Raw genomic sequence first — 26,391 nt, forward strand, 5'->3', positions numbered from 1 at the left:
TTAGTCTCTCACATTAGTTTACCCAAATTTAAAATTATTATCATGAGAGCCTACAAAATTTACTTTTCTTTATTAGTTCTAGTATTTCAGTTAAATTTATTTGCTCAAGTTGGTATTGGTACAGCTACGCCAAAACCCTCTTCAATTCTAGATGTTGAATCTACCACACAAGGGATGTTAACACCACGAATGACAACTGCACAAAAAAACGCTATAGCTACGCCTGCAGAAGGGCTTTTAGTGTTTGATACTGATGAAAACTTGTTTTATTACTACAGCGGATCTGTATGGTTGCCGCTTTCAACCCAACAGAGAGATAATTATAAATTAGTAAAAAGCGCCGCAGATTTAGCTGATGAGCTTACTGTTGGTGGTGGTACCGAGTATTTGTTAACAGCTAATACACTTTATGAAATAAATGGTACTATAACTTTGGCTGTACCAATTAATTTGAATGATGCTTACTTAACAGGTAGAGATACCAATGAAGATGTGCTTGTAGGTACAGGTACTTTGTTTCAGGGAAATACAGGTGGTTCAATACGAAGTTTAACGCTTACTGCACCCGGTGGCACTGTTTTTAGCTTAACAGGTACAGGAGTAGAAAATTTAATATTAAGAGATGGCTTTATTGTAAATTCAGGTAGTGTTGGTATTATTTCAGGTTTTAATCTTGTATTTAATAGCATTTTGCAGTTTGTGAATAATGCTGCAGGTATAACCTATACAAATATTCATCAGTTATTATTGAATTCTGAAGGATGGGATGGTACAAACGCAGGCACATACCAAACTATGATTGGTGATTTTGAAGTTATTGCTAAACAAGGTGGTTTTACTAAGGTTACTGGAACTAATGTAGGTTTTGATGTTACAGGTGTTACCTCTATTACCGGAGGAGCTACCTTTGCAGATGTAGCTTTTTACGGTGGAGGAAATTACATTAACGGAACATCGCCATATAGTGGTTATAATTTTACCAGAGACTGGGATGTGAATTGTCCAGGATTACCTGTTGAAACCGATGGTGCTGCAGCAGGAAATTTCTATTACAACGGTGATGTAACTTCAGGTTTTTCTCAAACCATAAGTAACGGAATTGCCGATGAAGTTCAAGGAAGTGGAACTTTTGTTACTAATAATTTGTTTAGGTTTACTAGCGCAGGAGGTAATAATAGGCTTGTTTATGATGGTGTAAAAGAACGACAATTTCAAGTAAACGCATCGTTATCTGTTAGAGTAAATGGAGCAGCAACTAATTTTTACGCGTTCTACATAGCAAAAAATGGATCTGTAATTACTGAATCTAATGCTGTAGTTTACATAGATAATGATAATCAAATCCAAAATGTAGCTATAAATACCAATACCAACTTAGCTAATGGAGACTATATTGAAGTCTATGCACAGCGTTTAACCGGTGGAGGTAATGATAATTTAATCGTATTTTCAGAAAACGTAAGTATAAAATAATTAGAATTTCATAGTAGTTCTCACGTTAAAAACACGAGGTGTTAAATAATTAGGAATAGCGTATTGTTGCTTGCTATACACATCTCTTACCCAAGTGTTTGTGATAGAGTTTTGTACATCAAACATGTTAAAAATTTCAAAGCCAAATGAAAGTTCTTTAAAAGGCTTTTTCCATCCGTGGTTAAATTGCTTTTTATCATCAACCAAAACCCATTGTAAACCAAAATCGGCTCTTTTATAATCGGGTAAACGGTTTTGGTACACATAAGGATTTGCATAACTTGGAGAACCACCAGGCACTCCAGTATTATAAACCAAATTTAAGTACATTTTTAGATTGGGTACGTTGGGTACATAATCTTGAAATAAAGCAGCAAATTTTAAACGTTGGTCTGTTGGTCTTGCTATGTAGCCTTGATTATCAATATTCTCTTCTGTTTTTAAATAACCAAAACTAAACCAAGATTCGGTACCAGGAACAAACTCTCCATTTAAACGCATATCTAATCCGTAAGCATAAGCTTTGGCATTGTTGTTAGCACTGTAGCGGATACGAACATTTTCAATAGTATACGGATTTACATCGGTTAAATTTTTGTAATAAATTTCAGAGGTTAGTTTAAAAGGTCTGTCCCACATTTTAAAACTATAATCATTTCCTAAAACCAAATGAAACGATTTTTGTGCTTTTACGTTGGGTTGCACGGTTCCGGTTGCATCACGTAATTCTCTGTAAAATGGAGGTTGATAGTATAAACCAGTAGCAATTCTAAAAAGCATATCTTTTTCCCAATTTGGTTTAATTGCAAATTGAGCTCTTGGGCTAAAAACTGTTTGGTTAGATGATGAAATATCATTGCCTTTAACAGACCAATTATGCACTCTAACACCTGCATTGTACCAAACATCATTATTTCCTAATGTAGAACGTTTACTCCACTGGGCATAAGCTTGTATTCTGTTAATTTGTGTGTTATTTGTTGCTCTTATATTTTGATAAGGCTCTAACGGACCACTATAAGGTGCGTAAGGTTGTTGGTTAGTTGGTTCCGTTTTTGGAGGCCTTATAGAAAAACCTGCAGAGTCAATAACTTCCCATTCAACCAAGCGGTCTCTAATATCTTCATGGGTGTATTTTACAGACCATTCAATGCGGTTGTCATCAATTTTAAAATCACCTTTATGTTCAATATTAGTAATAAGTGCGTCTAAATCATTTCTACCATGATTTAGTTGGCTTCCTATACCTTCGCTAAACTCTACTTCACCAATATCTTCATCACCAATATCAGTATTTACTTCACCTAAACTGTATTGTGCTAAAATATCAAAATATTCTTCCTCTGTAGTGTGATAGGTTGAGGTTATAAGCTTTAGGGTTAGGTTGTCATTAGCAAAATAAGTGCCTTTAAATGCTCCAAAATAGGTTTGGTACTGGTCTTTTTCTTGTCCTTCGTAAAACACTAAAAGCGCAATAGGATCTGTTAGTGTACCAAAATTAGTTTGTCGCGTTTGTGGTTCGTAATTATATTTGTTTATGGAAGCATTTCCTAAAAAGCTTAAATGAAATTTATTTGTGAATTTATAGGTTAGGTAAGCCTGAATATCTGCAAATGTGGGGTTAAAATTGGTTTCGGTTTCTTTTGCATTTACAAGTAGACTGTTATCACGATAACGAGCACCTATAATGCTTGTAAATTTTGAGTCTTTACTAATGTTTTCTAAAGAAACACTACCACCTAAGAGACTTAAATCTGCATTTACTTCAAATTGATAAGGTGTTTTGTAAGTTATATCTAAAACAGATGATAATTTATCGCCATATTTAGCTTGAAAGCCTCCTGCCGAAAAATCGACATTTTGAACCAAATCGGTATTAACAAAACTCAATCCTTCTTGTTGCCCAGAGCGAATTAGAAATGGTCTGTAAACTTCAATATCATTTACATATACTAGGTTTTCGTCATAATTACCGCCTCTAACAGAGTATTGCGTACTTAATTCATTATTGTTACTAACACCAGGAAGTGTTAAAAGTAAATTTTCAACACCCGCATTGGCTCCAGGTATTTTTCTAATAACTTCTGGTTGAAGCGTTACAATACCTTCTACTTCTTTTCTTCTGGTAGAATTGATGATTACCGTTGAAATTTGCTCTAACGATGTTTTCATAACCGGATTAAACTCAAACGCTTCACCATTTTTTAAATTAAAAGTGCTTACAATTTTTTTATAAGAAAGATGAGTGAATTCTATTGAAACATCTAGGTTAGAAGGGATTTCTAATATATAAAAGCCATTAGCGTTGGTTTTAGTACCCATGCCATTGGCATTAATATTTACATCTTCTATAGGTAAATTATTTTCATTTAAAATAACACCTCTAATAGTAGCAGTTTGCGAAAAACCTGTTAATGTGATTATAAAAAATAAAGCAAACCAAAAACTTTTGTGGGAATTGTAAAGAAGGGACTCACAAGAAATAGTTTTTAATTTTAATAAAAACTTAGAGGTGATTAAATCTCGATTACCGAGTGAAAATTTTGTTCTCAAAGGTGGTTAAAGTTTATTTTCTGTAAAACAACGCTTCAAAAGTAGAATTATTTCCAACATTATCAGTAACAATTACTTTTAAATTATTCTTTGTATCGGTAACAACACCATCGTTAAAATCATGTGTTAAGGTTTTTGTTTTATAATCATACTCCATTAAAATCCATTTTCCATTTACTGTAGCTCTGTAATTAGACACACCAGAGAGTTTATCGTTAATTTTAACTTTTAAATATCTGTATTTACTTAGCCATTGTCCGTTTTTAAAATTTAAAGGAGAAATGGTAGGTTTTATGGTATCTGTTGCTAGGGCATAAGTGCCAAGGTATTTTGTAGTTGCTATTAATAAATCACCTTTTCTTTTTGTTGATGTATATGCCGGATATTTGTTGTAACCTAATAATCTAGCAATGTATAGTTTATTTTTATCTTGGTCTTTATAGTTACTAATATCATAGGTTATTTTAAAACTCTTTTTGGTTGGTATGACGTTTTTATGAAGTTTTAGGGTATCGTTATTAACTTCAAAGTCTATATAAAAGTCTTCGTAAAATGTGTCTTTATAAAAATCAACAGTTACTTTGTCTTGCTTTAAATTAATAGCTTGGTCTGCTTTTATGAAATAAGGCGTTGTTTTTGGTTTTAAAGGAGTTACCGTTTTGTTTTTAGTACCTTTTATATTTAAAGTTACCCAAGTTTCATTGTTTTTATAATCTGCAACTCTAATTTTGTAGACAGAATGAGTACTGTCTTCAATATTTAAAATGCCATTATTTAAAACTTCTTTATAAATACTAAGCGGGTTGTTTATTTTGAATAATTTTTGAATGCGCTGCTTTTTAGTAACATAGTGTTCATAATCAATTAACTGATTAATATGTTTGGTTTCAGCAAAAGAAAAACGTTTAAAGTCTAGCTCAAAATTATTGTTGCCATTAAAAAACGTTCTAATATTATAAACACCATTAGAATTAGCAGCAAGATTTTGCCTATCATTAGTTTCAATTCCAAAACCAATATTTCCAAAGGCTTCAATATTCTCAACTACATAATCTCCATTTTTTAACGGAATTAAACGTAGTTTTTGTTTTTCATTAGAGTTGTTAACAAAGGAGTTTTCATCTAAAGGATACGCATAAATAGATTTTACGTATGGTTCTTTAGAATCAGCAATATCAATTCCAAAAAGCATAGGGTTTATTGGGCGTTCTGCATTATCTCTAATTTCAAAATGTAAATGAGGACCACCAGAACCACCAGAATTGCCACTGTAAGCTATTAAACTACCTTTTTTTACTGGTAAGGTTTCAGCACTGGGAAACATTTGAACTTCATAAGATTCTTTCTTATACTGCTGTTTTTTTACATAAGCTTCAATAGCTGGAGCAAATTTTTGTAAATGCGCATAAACCGTAGTGTAACCATTTGGGTGGGTTATGTAAAGTGCTTTTCCGTATCCGTAATGAGACACTTTAATTCTACTAACATAACCATCAGCTGCGGCTTTTACTTTTAATCCAACACGTTGTTGTGTTTTAATATCTAAGCCAGCATGAAAGTGATTTGAACGTAACTCTGCAAAGGTGCCAGATAAGATTAAAGGAATGTCTAAAGGATTGCTAAAATAATCTTGTGGATATTTATTTTGAGCACCAATTAAAAAAGGGAAAACAAAAGTAAGTAATAAGATTAATCTCATAGAAAAGTTTAATGGCTAAAATATTAATTTGACATGAATAAGCAAAGAGAAAACAAAAATCAAGCCATTGTTTTTTGTGAAAGCCCATTTACTATACTTTTAAAAATTTTATAAAAACAATTGTTATTTAAGTTTAGGTATGTTAACTTTGTGAGATAAGTATTGAATTTTGTAAATGAGTAATATTGAAGATATTGTAGATTCTTTAGAAAACAAAATTAGCAAGGTATTACACAAACTAGAGCTTTTAAAGCTAGCTAATTCAAAATTATCTAAAGAATTGGAAGCTTCAAAACAAGAAATTCAGAACCAAAAGAAGCTTAATGCTCAGTGGGAAGAAAAGTATGAAGCTCTCAAAGTAGCAAATACAATACTTGGTAGTGACGATAATAAAAGAGAAACTAAGCTTAAAATAAACGCGTTAATCAGAGAAATTGATTATTGTATTGCGCAACTCTCAGATTAATGTAACATAAATTCAATGTCAGAAAAGCTTAAAATAAAGCTATCAATAGCTAATAGAGTATATCCTTTAACCATTGAAGCAAGTCAGGAAGAAGGATTACGTAAAGCTGCTAAAAACATTGATTATATGATTAAACAGTTTGAGCAAAGTTATTCTGTTAGAGATAAACAAGATGTATTAGCAATGTGTGCTTTACAATTTGCATCTCAAGTAGAACAGAAATCTATTGATAAAGAGAATGTGAATAACCATGTAGAGGTAAAGCTTAAAGAGCTTAACCAATTATTAAATTCACATTTAAACTCTTAAACGTTCTTTAAAATAAACTAAAGTTACTGCCTGCATTAGTTATTTTTTTTGATAAACTCAACGTTAATTCTTTAAAAAGGGTGAGTTTAAGTTGTAAAAGCAAGCCACCTTGTAGTGGATCCTTGATCAGCTTGTTAGCCCTAAACTTGTTTTTAAGGAGTTTATACAAAACTTTATACTAGTGTAGGCTTTTTTTATATATATAATACAACTAAATTTAAGAATGGATAACCCAATCATAATAGCCGTAGGAGGCGCAATTTTAGGCTTAATAATAGGATTTGTAATAGCCAAAGTGTTAGAGAAAAGTAAAGCTTCTAAATTAATTAAAGAAGCTAAAAAAAATGCCACTTTAATATTAAAAGAGGCAAGGAGTGAAGGAGAAAATATTAAAAAAGATAAGATTCTTCAAGCTAAGGAGAAGTTTATAGAACTCAAGGCAGAACATGAAAAAGTGATTTTGTCTAGAGATAAAAAAATGGCTGAAGCCGAAAAAAGAACAAGAGATAAGGAATCTCAAATTTCTAGTGAACTTTCTAAAGGAAAAAAATTAAATCAGAGCCTTGAAAGTAAAATAAAAGATTACAATTACAGGCTTGATGTATTAGAAAAGAAACAAGAAGAGCTTGATAAACTGCATAAAAGCCAAGTACAACAACTAGAAGTTATTTCTAGTTTATCGGCCGAAGAAGCTAAAGAACAACTTGTAGAGTCTTTAAAGGGAGAGGCTAAAAATGATGCCATGGCATTTATTCAAAGCACTTTAGAAGAAGCTAAATTAACAGCAGAACAAGAAGCTAAAAAAGTTATAATTAATACCATCCAACGCATAGGAACAGAAGAAGCAGTTGATAATTGCGTATCTGTTTTTAATATAGAATCTGATGATGTTAAAGGTAGAATTATTGGGCGTGAAGGACGTAATATTCGTGCTATAGAAGCGGCTACAGGTGTTGAAATAATTGTTGATGATACGCCAGAAGCAATCATATTATCTTGTTTTGATTCTGTAAGAAGAGAAATAGCCCGTTTATCTTTACATAAGTTGGTAACCGATGGTAGAATTCACCCTGCACGTATAGAAGAAGTTGTTAAGAAAACAAAAAAACAAATAGAACAAGAAATTATTGAAGTAGGTAAACGCACCGTTATAGATTTAGGTATTCACAACCTAAACCCAGAGCTAATTAAAATGGTAGGGCGTATGAAATACCGTTCTTCTTATGGTCAAAACTTGTTACAGCACTCACGTGAAGTAGCTAAGCTTTGTGGTGTTATGGCAGCAGAATTAGGATTGAATCCTAAATTAGCTAAACGTGCTGGTTTACTGCATGATATAGGAAAAGTGCCAGATGCTGAAGCAGATATGGAAACACCACATGCTATTTTGGGGATGCAATGGGCAGAAAAATTTGGAGAAAAAGTAGATGTTTGTAATGCTATTGGTGCGCACCACGATGAAATTGAAATGAAATCTTTATTAGCACCAATTATACAGGTGTGTGATGCTATTTCTGGAGCACGTCCGGGAGCGCGCCGCCAGGTATTAGATAGTTATATTCAACGTTTAAAAGACCTTGAAGATATTGCTTTTGGGTTTAATGGCGTTAAAAAAGCCTATGCCATTCAAGCAGGTAGAGAACTTCGTGTTATTGTTGAAAGTGAAAAAGTAAATGATGATAAAGCAGCAGATTTATCATTTAATATTTCGCAAAAAATTCAAACAGACATGACCTATCCAGGTCAGGTTAAAGTAACGGTTATTAGAGAAACCAGAGCTGTTAATATAGCTAAGTAAGTAGTATAAATAGTAGAAGTTTTGAATATACAAGATATAAAAATCCAGATTTAATCTGGATTTTTTTTGATATTCATAGTAATAGTAAAAGTAGTACCTACATTAACTTGACTACTAATTTCAATAGTTCCTCCAAGGGTTTCTACTTGACTTTTTGTTAAATATAAGCCCACGCCTTCAGCATTTTTATTTCCATGAAATGTACGGTATAACCCAAAAATATCATTACCATATTTATCTAAGTCAATACCAATACCATTATCGGTAACCGTAATGGTTAAAATGCCGTCTTCAGATAATTCAGAATCAATATTTATAATAGGTTTTCTGTCTGGATGTGAGTATTTTAAAGCATTAGAAGTTAAGTTTTGAATAATACTCTCCATATAAGAACGGTTGGCATAAATATAAATTTCAGGATTTACATTGTTAATAATGAGTGCTTTTTTATTAGCAATTTCAATATCCATAATTTTGAATGTGTCTTCCATACATTGATAAATGTTTAGCTTTTCACGTTCAATTTTTTTGGTAGATTGCTTACTAACAATTTCATTTAAATTAACAATGGTTTTACTCAAAGAATTTGATACAGTTTTTAAGTGCTTTATTAACTCTTCTTTTTCCTCATCGGTATCGGCGGCATCATAAAACTCAAGTAAACTTTCAAAGTTACCAGTGTATTCTTTTAAATTATGAGTAACAATGTGTGCAAAATTTTGGAGCCTTTTATTTTGATTGGTTATAATATTTAAGTTCTGTACTGTTTCTACTTCTTTTTCTTTTCTTTCTGAAATATCACATACAGTTCCAATAATACGCAAGGGGGTTCCTAATTTGTCTCTTTCTACTACGCGTCCACTGTCTTTTACCCATTTATATTTTCCTTTGCTGCATAAAACTCTGTGTTCACTTATATAATTTGGAATTTCTCCATCATAATGTTTTTTTAGAGTAGATATTAGTTTATCTAAATCTTCAGGGTGTATTATTTTTTTCCAGTCAAATGTAGTTTCATGTTTTTCATCAAGGCATAAAATTCTTTTAGCTTCTTTAGAATAATGAACAGTATTTGTTGTTAAATGGAAGTCCCAAACTCCAATATTAGAGTTTTCTAGGGCGAATTTTGAGGTGAGTTTATCGTAATTTAAATTTATATTTACGTCTACAATATTTCTAATAGTGTAGTTTGTTTTTAAATTTTCATTCATTATAAGTAGGTAATTAAAATCAAATATACTTAAATATCGATTAAAAGACAAAAAACATCGGTTAAATGCATTATTTTCTAGGATGATACTTTTCAACCACTTTAGTTAAGTGACTTTTGTCTACATGTACATAAATTTCGGTAGTAGTAATGCTTTCATGCCCTAGCATAAGTTGAATGGAGCGTAAATCGGCATCATTTTGTAATAAATGTGTAGCAAAAGAATGCCTAAACGTATGGGGTGATATGCGCTTTTTTAATCCTATTTCTTCGGCTAGTTGTTTTACAATAGTAAAAACCATGGCTCTGGTAAGTTGTTTACCTCTTCGGTTTAAAAAAAGAGTATCTTCAAACCCTTGTTGGATGTTTAAATGGGGTCTAATTTGGTTTTTATAAATGTTGATATACTTTTGGGTAGACTCTACAATGGGCACAAAACGTTGTTTGTCTCCTTTACCAGTAACTTTAATAAACCCTTCATCAAAAAATAAATCAGATATTTTTAAATTAACAAGTTCGCTTACACGCAAGCCGCAACCATAAAGGGTTTCAAGCATTGCGCGGTTGCGTTCTCCTTCAGGTTTGCTTAAATTTATGGCAGCAATTATTTTATCAATTTCTTCTTCAGATAAGGTATCAGGAAGTTTTCTGCCAATTTTGGGCGACTCAATAAGCTCTAAAGGGTTTTCTTTTCTGTAATCTTCAAACACTAAATAAGAAAAAAAACTTCGTAAGCCCGAAATAATTCTAGATTGTGAACGTGCATTAACGTTTTTAGCCACCTCATAAATAAATTGTTTAATGGTTTCAGATGCAATTGAAATAGGAGAGGCGTTAATCTCATTTGTTTCAAGATATCTAATAAGTTTTATTACATCACGAGCATAATTATCTATAGAATTATCAGATAATCCACGTTCTATTTTTAGGTATAATTTATAATCTTTAAGTAATTGCTCCCACTTCATGTTGGGTAAAAATAATATAATTTATTATAATAGGTAACTCTTTGAAATGCAGATAAATCGGATAAAATGCATTTTTTTTAGAGGAATTTATTTGCTTTTACCAAAAATATGTTCGTCTTTTGTTGTCAATTAAACAAATTTCAAACTTAAAAATTATGAAAAAATTATTAATGAGTGCTGCAATTGCAGTTTTAGCATTTTCACAAGTAAATGCTCAGGATGAAACTCTTTATTTTGGTTTTTCTGAAGGAGATGTTATTGTTGAGGGAAATGTAAATTTCAATAGTACTAATGACAAAAATTCTGATACAAAAACCAATGCATTTGGTATTAGCCCAAAAGTAGGTTATTTTTTGAATGATGATTTGGCTATTGGAGGTATGTTAGATTTTAATTCTTACAAAAGAGAAGTAGCAGGTACTGATACAGATAAGACTTCTGGATTTGGATTTGGTGTTTTTGGACGTTACTACTTTTTAGACTTAGGAGAGCGTTTTAAAACTTATACAGAGTTAGGTGTTGGGTACAATATAGATGATGACAAAATAGCTGATTTAAAAGAGAACACTATTGGTGCCGGATTAACATTAGGTCTTAACTATTTTGTAAAAGAAAACATTGCTCTTACTTTTGGATTAGACAATCTTTTAAGTTTTTCTTCTTCTAAGTATGATACTAGTGGAGCAAAAGCTGAAACTGATTTTAATTTAGGAGCAGGTAGTGTAAACAACCCATTTGGTGGTACTGCTAATTTTGGAGTTTTATTTAAATTCTAAATTTAATTTAAAATAAATTTAAACCGAAGTAATAATGTATTGCTTCGGTTTTTTTATGCTCAAATTTTAAATATATTTACTTTATGAAAAAAATCATTATCATTAACGGACCTAATTTAAATTTATTAGGCAAAAGAGAGCCTAATATTTATGGTAGTTTAACGTTTACTGAATTTTTTGAAGAACTTAAAAGTAAATACCCCAACGTAAACTTAAGTTATTACCAATCTAACATAGAAGGTGAATTGATTGATAAATTGCACGAAGTTGGTTTTAGTTATGATGGTGTAATTTTAAATGCAGGAGCTTACACGCACACGTCTATTGGTATTGGTGATGCTATAAAAGGCATAGAAACACCTGTTGTTGAAGTACACATATCTAATACTTTTGGTAGAGAAGCGTTTAGGCATCAATCTTATATTTCTCCAAATGCCAAAGGTGTCATTCTTGGCTTTGGCTTGCAGAGTTATGAATTGGCTTTAGAAAGTTTTCTGTAAGTAATTATTAAATTAAAACTATTATAAACAAAAAAAGTTCCGAGAAATCGGAACTTTTTATATTTAAAAAACTAAGTAGTTTAACTTTCTAATTTGCTTAAATATGTATGCATTCATCATATGCATCAGCAACAGCTTCCATCACCGCTTCACTCATAGTTGGGTGTGGGTGAACCGCTTTTAAAATTTCATGTCCTGTTGTTTCTAATTTTCTAGCTACAACAGCTTCAGCAATCATATCGGTTACAGCAGCTCCAACCATGTGGCATCCTAACCATTCGCCATATTTAGCATCAAAAATAACTTTAACAAAGCCTTCTTTATTTCCACCAGCACTAGCTTTACCAGAAGCAGAGAATGGAAATTTTCCAACTTTAATATCTAAGCCTTTTTCTTTAGCCGCTTTTTCTGTTAAACCAACACTGGCAATTTCAGGCGTACAATAGGTACATCCAGGAATATTACCATAGTCTAGCGGTTCTACATGCATATTTGCTATTTTTTCAACACAAATAATACCTTCTGCAGAAGCTACGTGGGCTAATGCTTGACCAGGAGTAACATCTCCTATTGCGTAGTAACCGGGTATATTGGTTTGGTAAAAATCGTTAACCAAAATCTTGTCTCTATCTACAACAATTCCAACATCTTCTAAACCTATATTTTCAATGTTAGTTTTAATACCAACAGCACTTAAAATAATATCGGCTTCTAGAATTTCTTCTCCTTTTTTAGTTTTTACAGTTGCTTTTACACCTTTTCCAGAAGTATCAACACTTGTTACTTCGGCAGAGGTCATAATTTTAACACCGTTCTTTTTAAATGAACGCTCTACTTGTTTTGACACATCTTCATCTTCAACAGGAACAATATTTGGTAAATATTCTACAATAGTAACTTCAGTACCCATAGAATTGTAGAAATAAGCAAACTCAACACCAATAGCACCAGAACCAACAACTATCATTTTTTTTGGTTGTTTTGGTAAGCTCATAGCCTCACGGTAGCCAATTACTTTTTTACCGTCTTGTGGTAAACTTGGTAATTCTCTAGAGCGCGCACCAGTTGCTATTATAATATGGTCTGCAGTATATTCTGTTCCGTCTACATCAATCTTTTTTCCTGGTTTAATTTTACCGTAACCATTAATAACGTCTATTTTGTTTTTTTTCATTAAAAACTGAACACCTTTGCTCATACCATCTGCAACCCCACGACTGCGCTTAACAACAGCGTCAAAATTGTGCGAAGCTTCTTTGACATTTAAACCGTAATCTTCAGCATGTTTTAGGTATTCAAAAACCTGTGCAGATTTTAATAAAGCTTTAGTAGGGATGCACCCCCAATTTAAGCACACACCGCCTAAGCTTTCTTTTTCTACTATAGCTGTTTTAAAACCTAATTGAGAGGCTCTAATGGCTGTTACATATCCGCCTGGGCCACTTCCAAGAACTATTATATCGTATTTACTCATGTGTTAAAATTTAGGCTACGAATTTACAAAATGCTTTTTGAATAAAGAATTTAGAGTACCATAAATTTATATCTTTTACTACATTTGCAGTATATGAATATTCCAAGGACAAGTTACCCCAGAGTTATTATTATTGGCGGCGGTTTTGCAGGTGTAGCTTTAGCTAAAAAATTATCTAAGCAAGAAGTTCAGGTTGTTTTATTAGATAAGCATAATTATCATACCTTTCAACCTTTACTATATCAAGTTTCTACAGGTGGTTTAGAACCAGATTCTATTGCTTACCCAATTAGAAAAATATTAAAAGATTTTCCTAATTTTTATTTTAGGTTAGCCAATGTTGAAGAAATAAATGCTGAAAAGAATAAAGTAAAGACTAGCATAGGCAATTTAAAATTTGATTATTTGGTTATTGCTTCGGGGTCTACCACAAATTATTTTGGAAATACACAAATAGAAAAGCATAGTATGGCTATGAAAACCATACCGCAATCGCTTAATCTCCGTAGTTTAATTCTTGAAAATTTTGAAGATGCATTATTGACTTCAGACTTAAATGAACGCAACGCCCTAATGAATTTTGTTATAGTTGGTGGCGGACCGACAGGTGTAGAACTAGCAGGGGCTTTAGCCGAAATTAAAAAGGGTATTTTACCAAAGGATTACCCAGATTTAGATACGCGTTTGGCACAAATACATATTGTACAATCTGGTGATTGTATTTTAAAAGGAATGAGTGATAAGGCGTCTCAAAAAGCCGAAGATTTTCTTGAAAAGTTAGGAGTAAATATCTGGAAAAATGTACGTGTTACCAATTATGATGGTAAAACGGCAACAACAAACACAGATTTAACTTTTGAGACAGCTACACTAATTTGGGCGGCAGGAGTAAAAGGAGCAACTATTAACGGTTTAGATGGTGAAAACTTTGTAACTAAAGGAAATAGGATTCTTGTAAATGAATTTAACCAAGTAAAAGGGTTTAACCATATTTTTGCTATTGGTGATGTGGCTTGTATGGAAACAGAAACTTTCCCGTATGGTTTACCTATGATGGCACAACCTGCTATTCAACAAGGTGAACAATTAGGTGATAATTTATTGAAATTAATAGAAGATAAGCCTATGAAACCTTTTGAATATAAAGATAAAGGTGCTATGGCTACTATTGGAAGAAATAAAGCCGTAGTTGATTTAAAAAATTGGAAATTTCAAGGGGTTTTTGCTTGGTATGTTTGGATGTTTGTACATCTATTTTTTCTTATTGGTTTTAGAAACCGTATGGTGGTTTTTATAAATTGGGTATATAATTATATTAGGTTTGATAGAGAAGCACGATTAATTATTCGTCCTTTTAAACGAAAAAATAATGTGTAATTTATAAATCGTCTGTAAAGTGGCGTTTACTTTTTTCTTTACTAAATTTTTCTTTATTGTATTTGGTAGAATTTCCTTTAGGTATAGATAAAGATTGCCAATCATTACCTTTTAAAAGTTTTCCTAAAAACACAATTTGCCCTATATGATAAGAGTAATGAGCCAACTGCCTGTTAATGGCTTCAATTACGGTATGTCCGCCATTTCTAATATAAACAATATGTTCTAAATTATTTTCATTGAGCGGTTTTATAGCTTTAAAAAGGCATAACCAACCACTTTCCCAAGCTGCTATAAGTTCTTCTTTTGTGTTAAAAGAACTTACAAATTCATCATCACGGTTTCTCCAAGGTTTTTCCCCATCTTCAGTTAAAAAATTGGTCCATCTACTTAGCATGTTACCAACTAAGTGTTTTACAATTATGGCTATGCTATTGGCATCTTCATTACTTTGCCAAAGCATTTCATCAAACTCTAGTTGGTTAAAAGTTTTATCTCCTAAACTTTTGTAGTATTCAAATTGTTTTATAATACTGGGTAAATAACTTTCCATAGAGTAAATATAAATTATTTATTTGGGATAAATTTTAAAGCTACTCCATTAATACAATGTCTTTTGCCGGTGGTTTCTTTGGGGCCATCGTTAAAAACATGTCCTAAATGCCCGCCACATGTTGCGCAGTGTTCTTCGGTTCTAGCATAGCCCAAATTATAATCTGTAGAGAAGGCAACATTACCCTTTATTTCTCTATCAAAACTTGGCCACCCACTACCAGAATCATACTTATGTTCACTTTTAAATAAAGGTGTTTCGCATGCTTTACAAAGATAAATACCATCTTTATAGTTTTTGTTTAACGGACTAGAAAAACGTTGTTCAGTTCCAGATTTTCTAAGTACATAATATTCTAAATCTGTTAATTGCGCTTTCCATTGCGCTTCCGTTTTTGATACCTCAAAAGATTGTTTGGTATCATTGTTTTTTTGAGCAGCAGTGTTGCAACTAAAAGCAAACAAACACAAAAGTGGCACTATTAATTTTTTCATAATATATATTTTTTATTAATAAGTAGGTCGGTATTACTTATAAAACTTACCTAAGAATTTTAAAATTAAAGTGACTAATAAAAAAACTGAGTGTCATAAACACATGAAGGTACAATTTTTGTATTTTTATAAATAAAAAATAAATACTTAAGATGAAACTGAAAAACGCATTTATATTAATAGCTTTTGTGGTATTTTGTTTAGCATGTGCAACAAATCCTTTTACAGGAAAAAAAACAATGGCATTTGTTTCCAATAATCAGTTGTTTCCAACAGCTTTTGCTCAATATAACGAGGTACTAACTGAAAATAAAGTGATAAAAGGTACAGCAGATGCAGAAATGATTAAAAGAGTAGGACAGCGTATTGCAGTTGCTGCAGAACGCTATCTTAATGCTAATGGTTTTGAAGGCTATTTGAAAGATTACAAATGGGAATATTCTCTTATAGAATCTGAACAAATAAATGCATGGTGTATGCCAGGAGGAAAAATTGCTTTTTATACAGGTATATTACCAATTGCAGATAATGAAACTGGTATTGCAGCTATAATGGGGCATGAAGTAGCTCATGCTTTGGCAAACCACGGACAACAACGTATGAGTGCTGCTTATTTACAACAAGGATTAGCTGTAGCTGGTAATGTGGCATTATCTAAGGACCAGCAAGCATTGGGTATTTTTAACCAATCTTTTGGTGTGGTTTCTAATGTTGCAGGAATGTTACCTTTTAGTAGAAGTCATGAAACCGAAGCAGATAAAATAGGTGTTTATTTAATGGCTATTGCTGGTTATAACCCAGATGAGGCTGCAAACTTATGGGAGCGTATGAAAGCCAATAGCGGCGGTCAATCTACTCCTGAGTTTTTAAGTACTCACCCATCAAACGATTCTCGTATAGAAAACCTTAAAGCATTAGCGCCTAAAGCAAAAGAAGAAGCTAAAAAATATGGGGTTACAAGTTTTAGACCACTAGGAGATTTCTAGTGATAAAAATATTTTGTTTACTTTAGAAGCTGCTCATAAAAGAGCAGTTTTTATTTATGGCAGTATTAGAAAAGGGTAGTAAAAAATTACTTCACGCTTGGGCGTTTTATGATTGGGCAAACTCAGTTTACACACTTACAATTGCTTCATCACTATTTCCAATATTTTATTCTAGTTTGTTTGAAACCAAAGACCAATTGGTATCTGCTTTTGGTTTTGAAATGAAACAAACTGTTTTAATATCTATAGTTACAGCATTTACGTTTTTAGTAGTAGCCTTTCTTTCTCCTATATTATCTGGCATTGCAGATTATGTTGGTAATAAAAAGAATTTTATGAAATTTTTCTGTTACATGGGAGGGTTAGGATGCATTGGCTTATATTTTTTCAACCTAAATTGTATACATACAAGTGTGCTTTTTTATTTCATGGGATTATTAGGTTATTGGGGAAGCTTAGTTTTTTATAACTCGTATTTACCAGATATAGCTTTTCCTGAGCAGCAAGACAGTATCAGTGCCAAAGGTTTTTCTTGGGGTTATGTAGGTAGCGTTATTTTACTTATAGTGAATTTAGCTATGGTTATGAGCCAAACAGATGGTGCTGGAAAAATGCAAATGATGAAATACTCATTCGTAACTGTGGGTGTTTGGTGGATTTTATTTAGTCAATACACTTTTTATTTTTTACCTAAAGGAAGCTCAAAAGGGCATAAGGTAACTAAAGATGTGGTTTTTAACGGTTTTAAAGAGCTACAATTAGTTTGGCAACAATTAAAAACAAATAAAAGATTAAAACGTTACTTAAATGCTTTTTTTGTGTTTAGTATGGCTGTACAAACCATAATGCTAATGGCTGTTTATTTTGGAGAAAAAGAAATAGCTTGGACTAATAACGATGAAAAAACACAGGGTTTAATAGTTAGTATTTTGGTTATACAATTGGTGGCTGTAGGCGGTGCTATTATTACATCTAGAATGTCTGAAAAGTACGGAAACATAAAAACACTTATTGTTATAAATGTAATTTGGATGGCGCTTTGTTTTTATGCCTTTTTTATGAAAACACCTATGCAATTTTACATAGCCGCAGTAATAGTTGGTTTTGTAATGGGAGGTGTGCAGTCTTTAGCAAGATCTACGTATTCAAAGTTTTTACCAGAAACAGATGATACTACGTCGTATTTTAGCTTTTATGATGTTGCCGAAAAAATAGGTATTGTAATTGGTATGACAATTTTTGCTATTGTAGATCAAATAGAAAGTATGCGTTCAGCTATATTATTCTTATTTGTGTTTTTTTTAGTGGGTATTGTGTTATTATTTAAAGTACCCGAAGAAGCTTGATGGTAATAAAAAAAGCATTTATGTAGAAAAATATAAATGCTTTTTGTTAAGGTTACAAAGGTGTTTATACTGGTTGCAGTGCTTCTTCTCTAAGTTTTTTAGCAACAAAAACTAAGTTTTTTAAAGCGCTTTTGGTTTCTGGCCAATGACGAGTTTTTAATCCGCAGTCTGGGTTTACCCAAATATGTTCTTTTGGTAAAACATCTTTAGCTTTATTTAATAGTTTTTCAATTTCTTTTACAGTAGGTACTCTAGGTGAATGTATGTCATACACGCCAGGACCAATTTCATTAGGGTATTTAAAATTAACAAAAGCGTCAAGCAATTCCATTTCAGAGCGCGAGGTTTCAATGGTTATCACATCGGCATCCATTTTAGCAATGTCTTCAATAATATCATTAAATTCAGAGTAGCACATGTGGGTATGTATTTGGGTTTCGTCTTTTGCTACGCTTGCCGAAATTTTAAAAGCATTTATAGCCCAATTAAGATAATGTTTCCATTCATGTTTTCTTAACGGTAAGCCTTCTCTAATTGCGGGTTCGTCAATTTGAATTATTTTAATACCGTTCGTTTCTAAATCGGCTACTTCATCTCTAATTGCTAAAGCTATTTGATTACATGTTGTTGCACGTGGTTGATCATTTCTAACAAAAGACCATTGTAAAATAGTTACAGGACCTGTTAGCATGCCTTTTACGGGTAATGAGGTTAAAGATTGTGCGTAAGTAGACCAGGCAACGGTTAGTGGTTCTTTTCTAGAGACATCGCCAAACAAAATAGGAGGCTTAACACATCTAGAGCCATAACTTTGTACCCAACCAAAATCACTAAATACAAAACCGTTTAGGCGTTCACCAAAATATTCAACCATATCATTACGTTCAAACTCACCGTGAACTAATACATCTAAACCAATATTTTCTTGAAAGCGAATGGAATCTTCAATTTCTTTAGCAATTTTTTTATTATAACTTTCTGTTGAAAGTTGCCCATTTTTATGTTGCAAACGCCAACTTCTAACTTCTTTTGTTTGCGGAAAAGACCCAATAGTTGTTGTTGGGAAAAGCGGTAAGTTTAAGCTGCTTTTTTGTTTTGCTTGTCTAATTTTAAAGGGGCTGTTTCTTTCACTGTCAGAATCAGATAGGTCACTTACACGGTTTTTTACACTTGGGTTGTGTATAATTTTAGATTTTGATTTGTTAATATTTGCCAGTTTATTTTCTTCAAATAAATAAGCAAAATCATTATTCTCAGCAGATGTTAAATGTTTTATAGCAACAACTTCTTCAAGTTTTTGTTGTGCAAAGGCAAGCCATTGTTTAATATCAGGTTGCATGTTTTTTTCTGAGTTTAAATCATACGGCACGTGTAAAAGAGAGCAAGATGTAGCAATCCATAATTTATCAGCAGGTATTTTAGTTTTTATTTTATCAATAATTTTTAGTGAATCTTCAAAACTGTTAATCCAAATATTTCTACCATCAACTAAGCCTAATGATAAATGTGTTTTTGGATTGTAATTTTCAGATTGTAAAATATCATCAATTTGAAGAGGGCATCTCACCAAATCTAAATGTAAAGTATGTACAGGTAAACTTAGTGCTAGGTTTAAATTACTGCTGTAACAATCAAAATAATTGGCTAAAAACAGTTTTAAATTTGGAAATTTTTCGCTGATAGCTTTGTAGGTAAATGTAATGGCTTCTTGTGCTTTTGTGCTTAAATCTAAAGCTAAACAAGGTTCATCAAACTGTATGTATTCAACACCAAGTTTTGATAACTCATCTAAAATTTCAAAATATACAGGGAGTAAATTTTCAAGCAAATCTAGTTTATCAAAACCAGTTTCTTTTTCTTTTCCTAACAGTAAAAAGGTTACGGGGGCAATAATTACAGGTTTTGTTTTTACGCCATGGCTAAGAGCTTCTTTATATTCATTAATTATTTTTTTTGAGAAAAAGCTAAAACTCTGGTTTTTTTCAAATTCAGGAACTATGTAATGGTAGTTAGTGTCAAACCATTTTGTCATTTCCATGGCAGTAACATCAATATGCTCATTTTGTAGACCGCGTGCCATGGCAAAATATAGGTTTAATAAATTTTTTTTGTCTATTTTTTTAAATCTATCAGGTATGCAACCTAATGTTAAACAGGTGTCTAAAACTTGGTCATAAAACGAGAAATCGTTTGAAGGTATGCTGTCTATACCAATTTTTTGTTGGTTTAACCAGTTTTCTTTTTTAATTTTTGAAGCTGTGTTTGTTAAGTCTGTTTCAGTAGTTTTTCCAGCCCAATATTGCTCACAAGCTTTTTTAAGTTCTCTGTTTTTACCAATTCTTGGGTGCCCTAAAATAGTAGTTTTCATGATTTTTATAAATGGTTTTTATTGCTGCTCAAAATTATATTTTCAGAATAAAAATTAACAATAAATATGTAATATTGGTTTAAATAACTTTTTAAGGTTTTAATTAAAGAATAAAATTCTTTTATTTGCTATTTAAAAGTATTTTTATGGAAAATAATTCTACACCACGTCTTGATGATATTGATTTAAGACTTTTGAAGTTGTTGCAACACAACTCAAATTTAACAGTTAAAGAGCTTGGAGCTAGAGTAAACTTATCGGCAACGCCTGTTTTTGAGCGTATTAAAAAATTAGAAAAAAATGGATTTATTAAAAAGTATGCTGCAATTTTAAATGCTGAAAAATTAAATAAAGGTTTAGTTGTATTTTGTAATGTTACTTTAAAAGAGCACACCCGCAGTATAGGAAGACAGTTTGTTAAAGATATAATAGCTCTAAAAGAAGTTGTAGAATGTTATAATATTTCAGGTGATTATGATTTTTTACTGAAAATTATGGTGCGTGATATGAAGGAATATCAAAATTTTGTTTTAGATCACTTAGGAAGTATAAAAAACATAGGTAGCGCACATAGTACGTTTGTAATGGGAGAGATAAAGCACGATTATGCTGTACCAATTTAATAAAACCAAAAAGAGCTAACTTTAAAGGTTAGCTCTTTTTAGTGGTTTATTAGATTTAGAATTATGATTCTGCAGGTTTTTCTGCTTTTTCAATTGAAATTTTAAGTTCATCAGCCTTTTTATCTAAATCTATTTTAATTTTATCACCGTCTTGAATGTTAGAAGCAACAATTTCTTCAGCCAAAGCATCTTCAATATATTTTTGAATAGCTCTTTTTAAAGGTCTAGCTCCGTATTGTTTATCAAAACCTTTTTCGGCAATATAATCTTTAGCGCTATTGGTTAATTTTAAAACATAACCTAAGCCTTTAATACGTGCTAATAGTTTTTCTAATTCAATATCAATAATTTTATTAATGTCTTCTTTTTCTAGCGGATTGAAAACAATAACATCATCAATTCTATTTAAAAATTCTGGAGCAAAAGATTTCTTCAAAGCATTTTCTATTACGCTTCTAGCATTGGCATCTTCTTGTGCTTTTTGGGCAGCTGTACCAAAACCAACCCCAGTGCCAAAATCTTTAAGCCTTCTGGCTCCAATATTAGATGTCATGATAATAATGGTATTTCTGAAATCTATTTTTCTACCTAAACTATCAGTTAAATACCCATCATCTAGTACTTGAAGAAGCATATTGAATACATCAGGATGCGCTTTTTCAATTTCATCTAATAATATAACAGCATAAGGCTTGCGTCTTACTTTCTCTGTTAACTGTCCGCCTTCTTCATAACCAACATATCCTGGAGGTGCACCAATTAATCTAGAAATTGCGAATTTCTCCATGTATTCACTCATATCAATTCTAACAAGCGCATCTTCGCTATCAAATAACTCTCTTGATAAAACTTTGGCTAACTGTGTTTTACCAACCCCTGTTTGACCTAAAAATATAAATGAGCCAATGGGTTTGTTAGGGTCTTTTAATCCAGCACGATTACGCTGAATGGCTTTAACTACTTTGCTAACCGCTTCATCTTGACCAATTACTTTACCTTTTATTAAGTTTGGTAATTCTGCCAATTTATTTATTTCGGTTTGTGCAATACGATTTACAGGAACACCAGTCATCATAGAAATAACATCGGCAACATTGTCTTCTGTTACAATTTCACGATGCTGTTTGGTGTCTTCTTCCCATTTTTCTTGGGCTATAGCTAATTCTTTTTCAAGGCGCTTTTCATCATCTCTTAATTTTGCGGCCTCTTCGTATTTTTGTTTACGTACTACGGCATTTTTAGTTTCCTTAATATCTTCAAGCTGTTTTTCAAGCTCAATTATTTGCTTAGGAACATCAATATTTGTGATGTGAACACGAGAGCCTGCTTCGTCTAAAGCATCAATAGCTTTATCTGGAAGGAAACGCTCTGTCATATATCTATTGGTTAATTTTACACAAGCTTCAATAGCTTCAGGTGTGTAATCTACATTATGATGTTCTTCGTATTTACCTTTAATATTATTTAAAATTTCAATGGTTTCTTCTACACTAGTTGGTTCTACAATTACTTTTTGAAAACGACGTTCTAAAGCACCGTCTTTTTCTATATATTGTCTGTATTCATCAAGTGTGGTAGCTCCAATACATTGAATTTCACCTCTTGCTAAAGCGGGCTTAAACATGTTAGAAGCGTCTAAACTTCCAGTGGCGCCACCAGCACCAACAATGGTGTGAATTTCATCAATAAAAAGAATAACATCATCATTCTTTTCAAGTTCATTCATCACTGCTTTCATGCGTTCTTCAAACTGTCCACGGTATTTAGTTCCTGCAACTAAACTTGCTAGATCTAATGTAACTACACGTTTGTTAAAAAGTATTCTAGAGACTTTTCGTTTTACAATTCTAAGGGCTAATCCTTCAGCAATAGCAGATTTACCAACTCCAGGTTCTCCAATTAAAAGCGGATTGTTTTTCTTTCTTCTGCTTAAAATCTGTGAGACACGTTGTATTTCTTTTTCTCTACCAACAACAGGGTCTAACTTGCCTTCTTCGGCAAGCGCTGTTAAATCACGACCAAAATTATCTAGAACAGGTGTTTTAGACTTTTTGTTAGATTTACCAGATGTGGGGTTAAAAATATCTTTTGAAGATGAATCTTCGGGATTTGGATTGTCATCTTGAAAAGATTCTGATTTTGGTTCTATATAATCGTTGTCGTTTGTAATCATAAATTTAAATTGTTCTTTAACATTATCGTAGTCTACTTTTAGCTTATTTAAAAGCTTGGTAGTGGGGTCGTTTTCGTTTCTAAGAATACACAATAGCAAGTGCGCTGTGTTAATTGATGAGCTTTGAAATAATTTAGCTTCTAAAAACGTGGTTTTTAAAGCGCGTTCTGCCTGCCTTGTTAAGTGTAGGTTCTTTTTTTGGTTAGAAGCTATAGATATATTGGGGTTTGCAGGACTTAATATTTCTACTTTTCGCCTTAAATGATTTAAGTCAATATCTAAAGCGTTTAATATATTAATAGCTTTACCATTACCATCGCGCAAAAGCCCAAGCATTAAGTGTTCAGTGCCAATAAAATCATGACCTAAACGCAACGCTTCTTCTTTGCTATAAGCAATTACATCTTTTACTCTTGGTGAAAAATTATCATCCATAATTAAGTTCCTTTCTGCTTTAAAAGTAATAAAACATTTAACTAAAGGCAAAAACTGTACCTTAAATTAACTGAGAAATGCTAATTGACGAAAAAAACTTTATAAAATCAAAATATTTGGGTACATACTTATTAACTAAAAAACACGTTAAAATTGTTAATAAAATACGTTAAAAAACTAACTCAAATCAGTTATTGTCACTAACGAAATGCGTATATTAGCATGTTTTGAAAAATTCTTAAAAATTTAATAGATAATTTATGGCAGAAGGAGAAAAATTGATACCTATTAACATTGAAGATGAAATGAAATCAGCCTACATTGATTATTCAATGTCGGTCATTGTGTCACGTGCGTTACCAGATGTAAGAGATGGTTTAAAACCAGTACATAGACGTGTTTTATACGGAATGCATGAACTAGGAGTTAGAGCAAATTCGGCACACAAAAAATCTGCTAGAATAGTAGGAGAAGTTTTAGGTAAATATCACCCTCACGGAGATACATCTGTTTATGATACTATGGTGCGTATGGCTCAAGAATGGAGTCTTCGTTATTTATTAGTTGATGGACAAGGAAACTTTGGATCTATAGATGGCGATAGTCCTGCAGCAATGCGTTATACAGAAGCGCGTATGCAAAAAATATCTGAAGACATGTTAGCAGATATTGATAAAGAAACTGTAGATCATAAATTAAATTTTGATGATACGCTACAAGAACCAACGGTGTTACCTACCAGAATTCCAAATCTTTTGGTTAATGGAGCATCAGGTATTGCTGTAGGTATGGCAACCAATATGCCGCCTCATAACTTAAGTGAAGTTGTTGATGGAACTATAGCTTACATTGAAAACAATGATATTGAAATAGATGAGCTAATTAAACATGTAAAAGCTCCAGATTTTCCAACTGGAGGTACTATTTACGGATATGATGGTGTAAAAGAAGCGTTCCAAACGGGGCGCGGTAGAATAGTTATTAGAGGAAAAGCCAATGTTGAAGAAGTACAGGGAAGAGAAAGTATTGTTGTAACTGAAATTCCTTATCAAGTCAATAAAGCTGATATGATTAAAAAGACAGCAGACTTGATTAACGATAAAAAATTAGATGGTATTTCTACTATTAGAGATGAATCTGATAGAAATGGGATGCGCATAGTGTACGTTTTAAAACGTGATGCCATACCAAATATTATACTAAATAAATTATATAAGTATACCGCATTACAATCATCTTTTAGTGTTAATAATATTGCATTGGTAGATGGTCGTCCTCAGCTTTTAAACTTAAAAGATTTAATTCACCATTTTGTAGAACACAGACACGAAGTTGTTGTTAGAAGAACAAAATACGAATTAAGAAAAGCCGAAGAGCGCGCACATATTTTAGAAGGATTAATAATTGCTTCAGATAATATAGACGAAGTTATAGCTTTAATTAGAGCATCATCTAATGCAGATGAAGCTAGAGAAAAGTTAATGGAACGCTTTAAATTAACCGAAATTCAATCTAAAGCAATAGTTGAAATGAGGTTGCGTCAATTAACTGGATTAGAGCAAGATAAGTTGCGTGCAGAATATGAAGATTTAATAAAAACTATAGAAGATTTAAAAGATATCCTAGATAAAAAAGAACGCAGAATGGATATCATTAAAGAAGAACTTGCTGTAGTAAAAGATAAATATGGTGATGAGCGTCGTTCTACTATAGAATATGCTGGTGGAGATTTAAGTATTGAAGATATGATTCCTAATGAAAAAGTGGTTATCACCATTTCTCATGCGGGTTATATTAAACGTACTTCTTTAACAGAATACAAAACACAAAACAGAGGAGGCGTTGGTCAAAAAGCATCAACCACTAGAAATGAAGATTTCTTAGAACATTTATTTGTGGGTACTAATCACCAATATATGTTATTCTTTACTCAAAAAGGAAAATGTTTCTGGATGCGTGTTTATGAAATTCCAGAAGGAAGCAAAACATCCAAAGGAAGAGCTATCCAAAATCTAATAAATATTGAGCAAGATGATAAGGTAAAAGCATTCATTTGTACTCAAGATTTAAAAGATTCAGATTATATTAATAGCCATTATGTAATTATGGCAACTAAAAATGGACAAGTTAAAAAAACTGCTTTAGAGCAGTATTCTCGTCCTAGAACTAACGGTATTAATGCCATTACCATTAAAGAGGGTGATGAGCTATTAGAAGCTAAGTTAACCACTGGTGATAGCCAAGTAATGCTAGCGCTTAAATCTGGTAAAGCCATTCGTTTTGAAGAGGCCAAAACAAGACCAATGGGTCGTGGTGCTTCTGGTGTACGCGGTATTACATTAGCAGGACCAGATGATGAAGTAATAGGTATGGTAACCATTAACAAACCGCAAGAAGAAACTGTGTTGGTAGTTTCAGAAAATGGTTATGGTAAACGTACTTATATTGATGATCCAGAAGATGGAGAACCCGTATATAGAATAACTAATAGAGGTGGTAAAGGTGTTAAAACTATCTCTATTACAGAAAAAACAGGAAGTCTTGTTGCAATTAAAAGTGTTACCGATAATGACGATTTAATGATTATTAATAAATCAGGAATTGCCATTAGGTTAAGTATTGAGAATTTAAGAACTATGGGTAGAGCAACTCAAGGTGTTAAATTAATCAATCTTAAAAATTCAGATTCTATAGCAGCGGTTGCAAAAGTTATGAAAGATGAAGATGATGTTGAAAAAGCTAACGAAGCTGAAAGTGCTGAAAACACTAGCAATTCAGATGATGGCACAACTCTTGATGACAAATAAACA

20 protein-coding genes and 1 other RNA gene are annotated in these 26,391 nt (G+C 32.2%); 12 read left to right on the plus strand and 9 right to left on the minus strand.

All coding sequences use genetic code 11. From position 1 onward, the window contains the following. The first annotated feature begins 42 nt into the window (after positions 1–42). Entirely contained in the window at positions 43–1,473 is a 1,431-nt protein-coding gene (locus tag BWZ22_RS12500) for a hypothetical protein (protein ID WP_076700448.1), read from the plus strand. Here the strand turns inward: BWZ22_RS12500 and BWZ22_RS12505 are convergent, their stop codons facing one another. Both BWZ22_RS12505 and BWZ22_RS12510 read right to left on the minus strand, forming a co-directional pair. Then, a complete protein-coding gene (locus tag BWZ22_RS12505; RefSeq protein ID WP_076702493.1) occupies positions 1,474–3,894 on the minus strand; it encodes a TonB-dependent receptor plug domain-containing protein in 2,421 nt (806 codons plus the stop codon). It abuts the gene before it with no gap. A 145-nt stretch (positions 3,895–4,039) separates the two neighbouring features. After that, entirely contained in the window at positions 4,040–5,725 is a 1,686-nt protein-coding gene (locus BWZ22_RS12510) for a M23 family metallopeptidase (RefSeq protein WP_076700451.1), read from the minus strand. Positions 5,726–5,900: 175 nt separating this feature from the next. Here BWZ22_RS12510 and BWZ22_RS12515 point away from each other — a divergent pair, with 175 nt between their 5' ends. The 4 genes from BWZ22_RS12515 (at position 5,901) to rny (ending at position 8,298) form a co-directional block, all read left to right on the plus strand. Next, positions 5,901–6,191 carry a hypothetical protein gene (locus tag BWZ22_RS12515; protein ID WP_076700453.1) on the plus strand — a complete coding sequence of 97 codons (291 nt, stop codon included), beginning with the start codon at positions 5,901–5,903 and terminating at the stop codon, positions 6,189–6,191. A gap of 15 nt (positions 6,192–6,206) precedes the next feature. Continuing rightward, on the plus strand, positions 6,207–6,500 hold the full coding sequence (locus BWZ22_RS12520) for a cell division protein ZapA (protein WP_076700455.1): 294 nt from the start codon (positions 6,207–6,209) through the stop codon (positions 6,498–6,500). Between the two features lie 55 nt (positions 6,501–6,555). Further along, positions 6,556–6,663: non-coding RNA, 6S RNA (gene ssrS / locus BWZ22_RS12525), on the plus strand. 60 nt (positions 6,664–6,723) lie between these two features. Beyond that, positions 6,724–8,298, plus strand: coding sequence for a ribonuclease Y (gene rny, locus BWZ22_RS12530; RefSeq protein ID WP_076700457.1), 1,575 nt, complete (start codon positions 6,724–6,726; stop codon positions 8,296–8,298). Between the two features lie 50 nt (positions 8,299–8,348). On the opposite strand, the gene BWZ22_RS12535 is transcribed toward rny, so the two are convergent. Both BWZ22_RS12535 and xerD read right to left on the minus strand, forming a co-directional pair. After that, positions 8,349–9,509 carry a PAS domain-containing sensor histidine kinase gene (locus BWZ22_RS12535; RefSeq protein WP_083692335.1) on the minus strand — a complete coding sequence of 387 codons (1,161 nt, stop codon included), beginning with the start codon at positions 9,507–9,509 and terminating at the stop codon, positions 8,349–8,351. Between the two features lie 70 nt (positions 9,510–9,579). Continuing rightward, complete coding sequence (xerD, locus tag BWZ22_RS12540) at positions 9,580–10,476, minus strand: site-specific tyrosine recombinase XerD (RefSeq protein WP_076700459.1); 897 nt, start codon at positions 10,474–10,476, stop codon at positions 9,580–9,582. 155 nt (positions 10,477–10,631) lie between these two features. Between xerD and BWZ22_RS12545 the strand changes: the two genes are divergently transcribed. Both BWZ22_RS12545 and aroQ read left to right on the plus strand, forming a co-directional pair. Further along, positions 10,632–11,252 (plus strand): outer membrane beta-barrel protein, encoded by a 621-nt coding sequence (locus tag BWZ22_RS12545; protein ID WP_076700461.1) that lies wholly within the window; start codon positions 10,632–10,634, stop codon positions 11,250–11,252. 83 nt (positions 11,253–11,335) lie between these two features. Further along, entirely contained in the window at positions 11,336–11,752 is a 417-nt protein-coding gene (gene aroQ, locus BWZ22_RS12550) for a type II 3-dehydroquinate dehydratase (protein WP_076700463.1), read from the plus strand. 97 nt (positions 11,753–11,849) lie between these two features. Here aroQ and lpdA read toward each other — a convergent pair whose 3' ends face one another. After that, positions 11,850–13,226 (minus strand): dihydrolipoyl dehydrogenase, encoded by a 1,377-nt coding sequence (gene lpdA, locus BWZ22_RS12555; RefSeq protein WP_076700465.1) that lies wholly within the window; start codon positions 13,224–13,226, stop codon positions 11,850–11,852. Between the two features lie 93 nt (positions 13,227–13,319). Between lpdA and BWZ22_RS12560 the strand changes: the two genes are divergently transcribed. Further along, positions 13,320–14,603, plus strand: a complete 1,284-nt coding sequence (locus BWZ22_RS12560; protein ID WP_076700467.1) for an NAD(P)/FAD-dependent oxidoreductase — start codon at positions 13,320–13,322, stop codon at positions 14,601–14,603. A 1-nt stretch (position 14,604) separates the two neighbouring features. On the opposite strand, the gene BWZ22_RS12565 is transcribed toward BWZ22_RS12560, so the two are convergent. Then, complete coding sequence (locus BWZ22_RS12565; RefSeq protein ID WP_076700469.1) at positions 14,605–15,156, minus strand: DUF1572 family protein; 552 nt, start codon at positions 15,154–15,156, stop codon at positions 14,605–14,607. A gap of 14 nt (positions 15,157–15,170) precedes the next feature. Continuing rightward, positions 15,171–15,650: a peptide-methionine (R)-S-oxide reductase MsrB gene (msrB, locus tag BWZ22_RS12570; RefSeq protein ID WP_076700471.1), complete on the minus strand. Its 480-nt coding sequence runs from the start codon at positions 15,648–15,650 to the stop codon at positions 15,171–15,173. Positions 15,651–15,802: 152 nt separating this feature from the next. Between msrB and BWZ22_RS12575 the strand changes: the two genes are divergently transcribed. Together BWZ22_RS12575 and BWZ22_RS12580 are read left to right on the plus strand one after the other, a co-directional pair. Beyond that, a complete protein-coding gene (locus BWZ22_RS12575; RefSeq protein WP_076700473.1) occupies positions 15,803–16,636 on the plus strand; it encodes a M48 family metallopeptidase in 834 nt (277 codons plus the stop codon). A 56-nt stretch (positions 16,637–16,692) separates the two neighbouring features. Beyond that, positions 16,693–17,982 (plus strand): MFS transporter, encoded by a 1,290-nt coding sequence (locus BWZ22_RS12580; RefSeq protein ID WP_076700476.1) that lies wholly within the window; start codon positions 16,693–16,695, stop codon positions 17,980–17,982. Positions 17,983–18,046: 64 nt separating this feature from the next. Here the strand turns inward: BWZ22_RS12580 and metE are convergent, their stop codons facing one another. After that, on the minus strand, positions 18,047–20,350 hold the full coding sequence (metE, locus tag BWZ22_RS12585; RefSeq protein ID WP_076700477.1) for a 5-methyltetrahydropteroyltriglutamate--homocysteine S-methyltransferase: 2,304 nt from the start codon (positions 20,348–20,350) through the stop codon (positions 18,047–18,049). Positions 20,351–20,496: 146 nt separating this feature from the next. Here metE and BWZ22_RS12590 point away from each other — a divergent pair, with 146 nt between their 5' ends. Next, positions 20,497–20,973 carry an Lrp/AsnC family transcriptional regulator gene (locus BWZ22_RS12590; protein WP_076700480.1) on the plus strand — a complete coding sequence of 159 codons (477 nt, stop codon included), beginning with the start codon at positions 20,497–20,499 and terminating at the stop codon, positions 20,971–20,973. A 61-nt stretch (positions 20,974–21,034) separates the two neighbouring features. On the opposite strand, the gene BWZ22_RS12595 is transcribed toward BWZ22_RS12590, so the two are convergent. After that, the gene (locus tag BWZ22_RS12595) at positions 21,035–23,581 is read right to left on the minus strand and encodes an ATP-dependent Clp protease ATP-binding subunit (protein WP_076700481.1); all 2,547 of its coding nucleotides are present in this window, start codon (positions 23,579–23,581) and stop codon (positions 21,035–21,037) included. 260 nt (positions 23,582–23,841) lie between these two features. Between BWZ22_RS12595 and gyrA the strand changes: the two genes are divergently transcribed. Then, positions 23,842–26,388 carry a DNA gyrase subunit A gene (gene gyrA, locus BWZ22_RS12600; RefSeq protein ID WP_076700484.1) on the plus strand — a complete coding sequence of 849 codons (2,547 nt, stop codon included), beginning with the start codon at positions 23,842–23,844 and terminating at the stop codon, positions 26,386–26,388. Positions 26,389–26,391: the final 3 nt, after the last annotated feature.

Source organism: Seonamhaeicola sp. S2-3 (assembly GCF_001971785.1).
Classification (GTDB): Bacteria; Bacteroidota; Bacteroidia; order Flavobacteriales; family Flavobacteriaceae; genus Seonamhaeicola.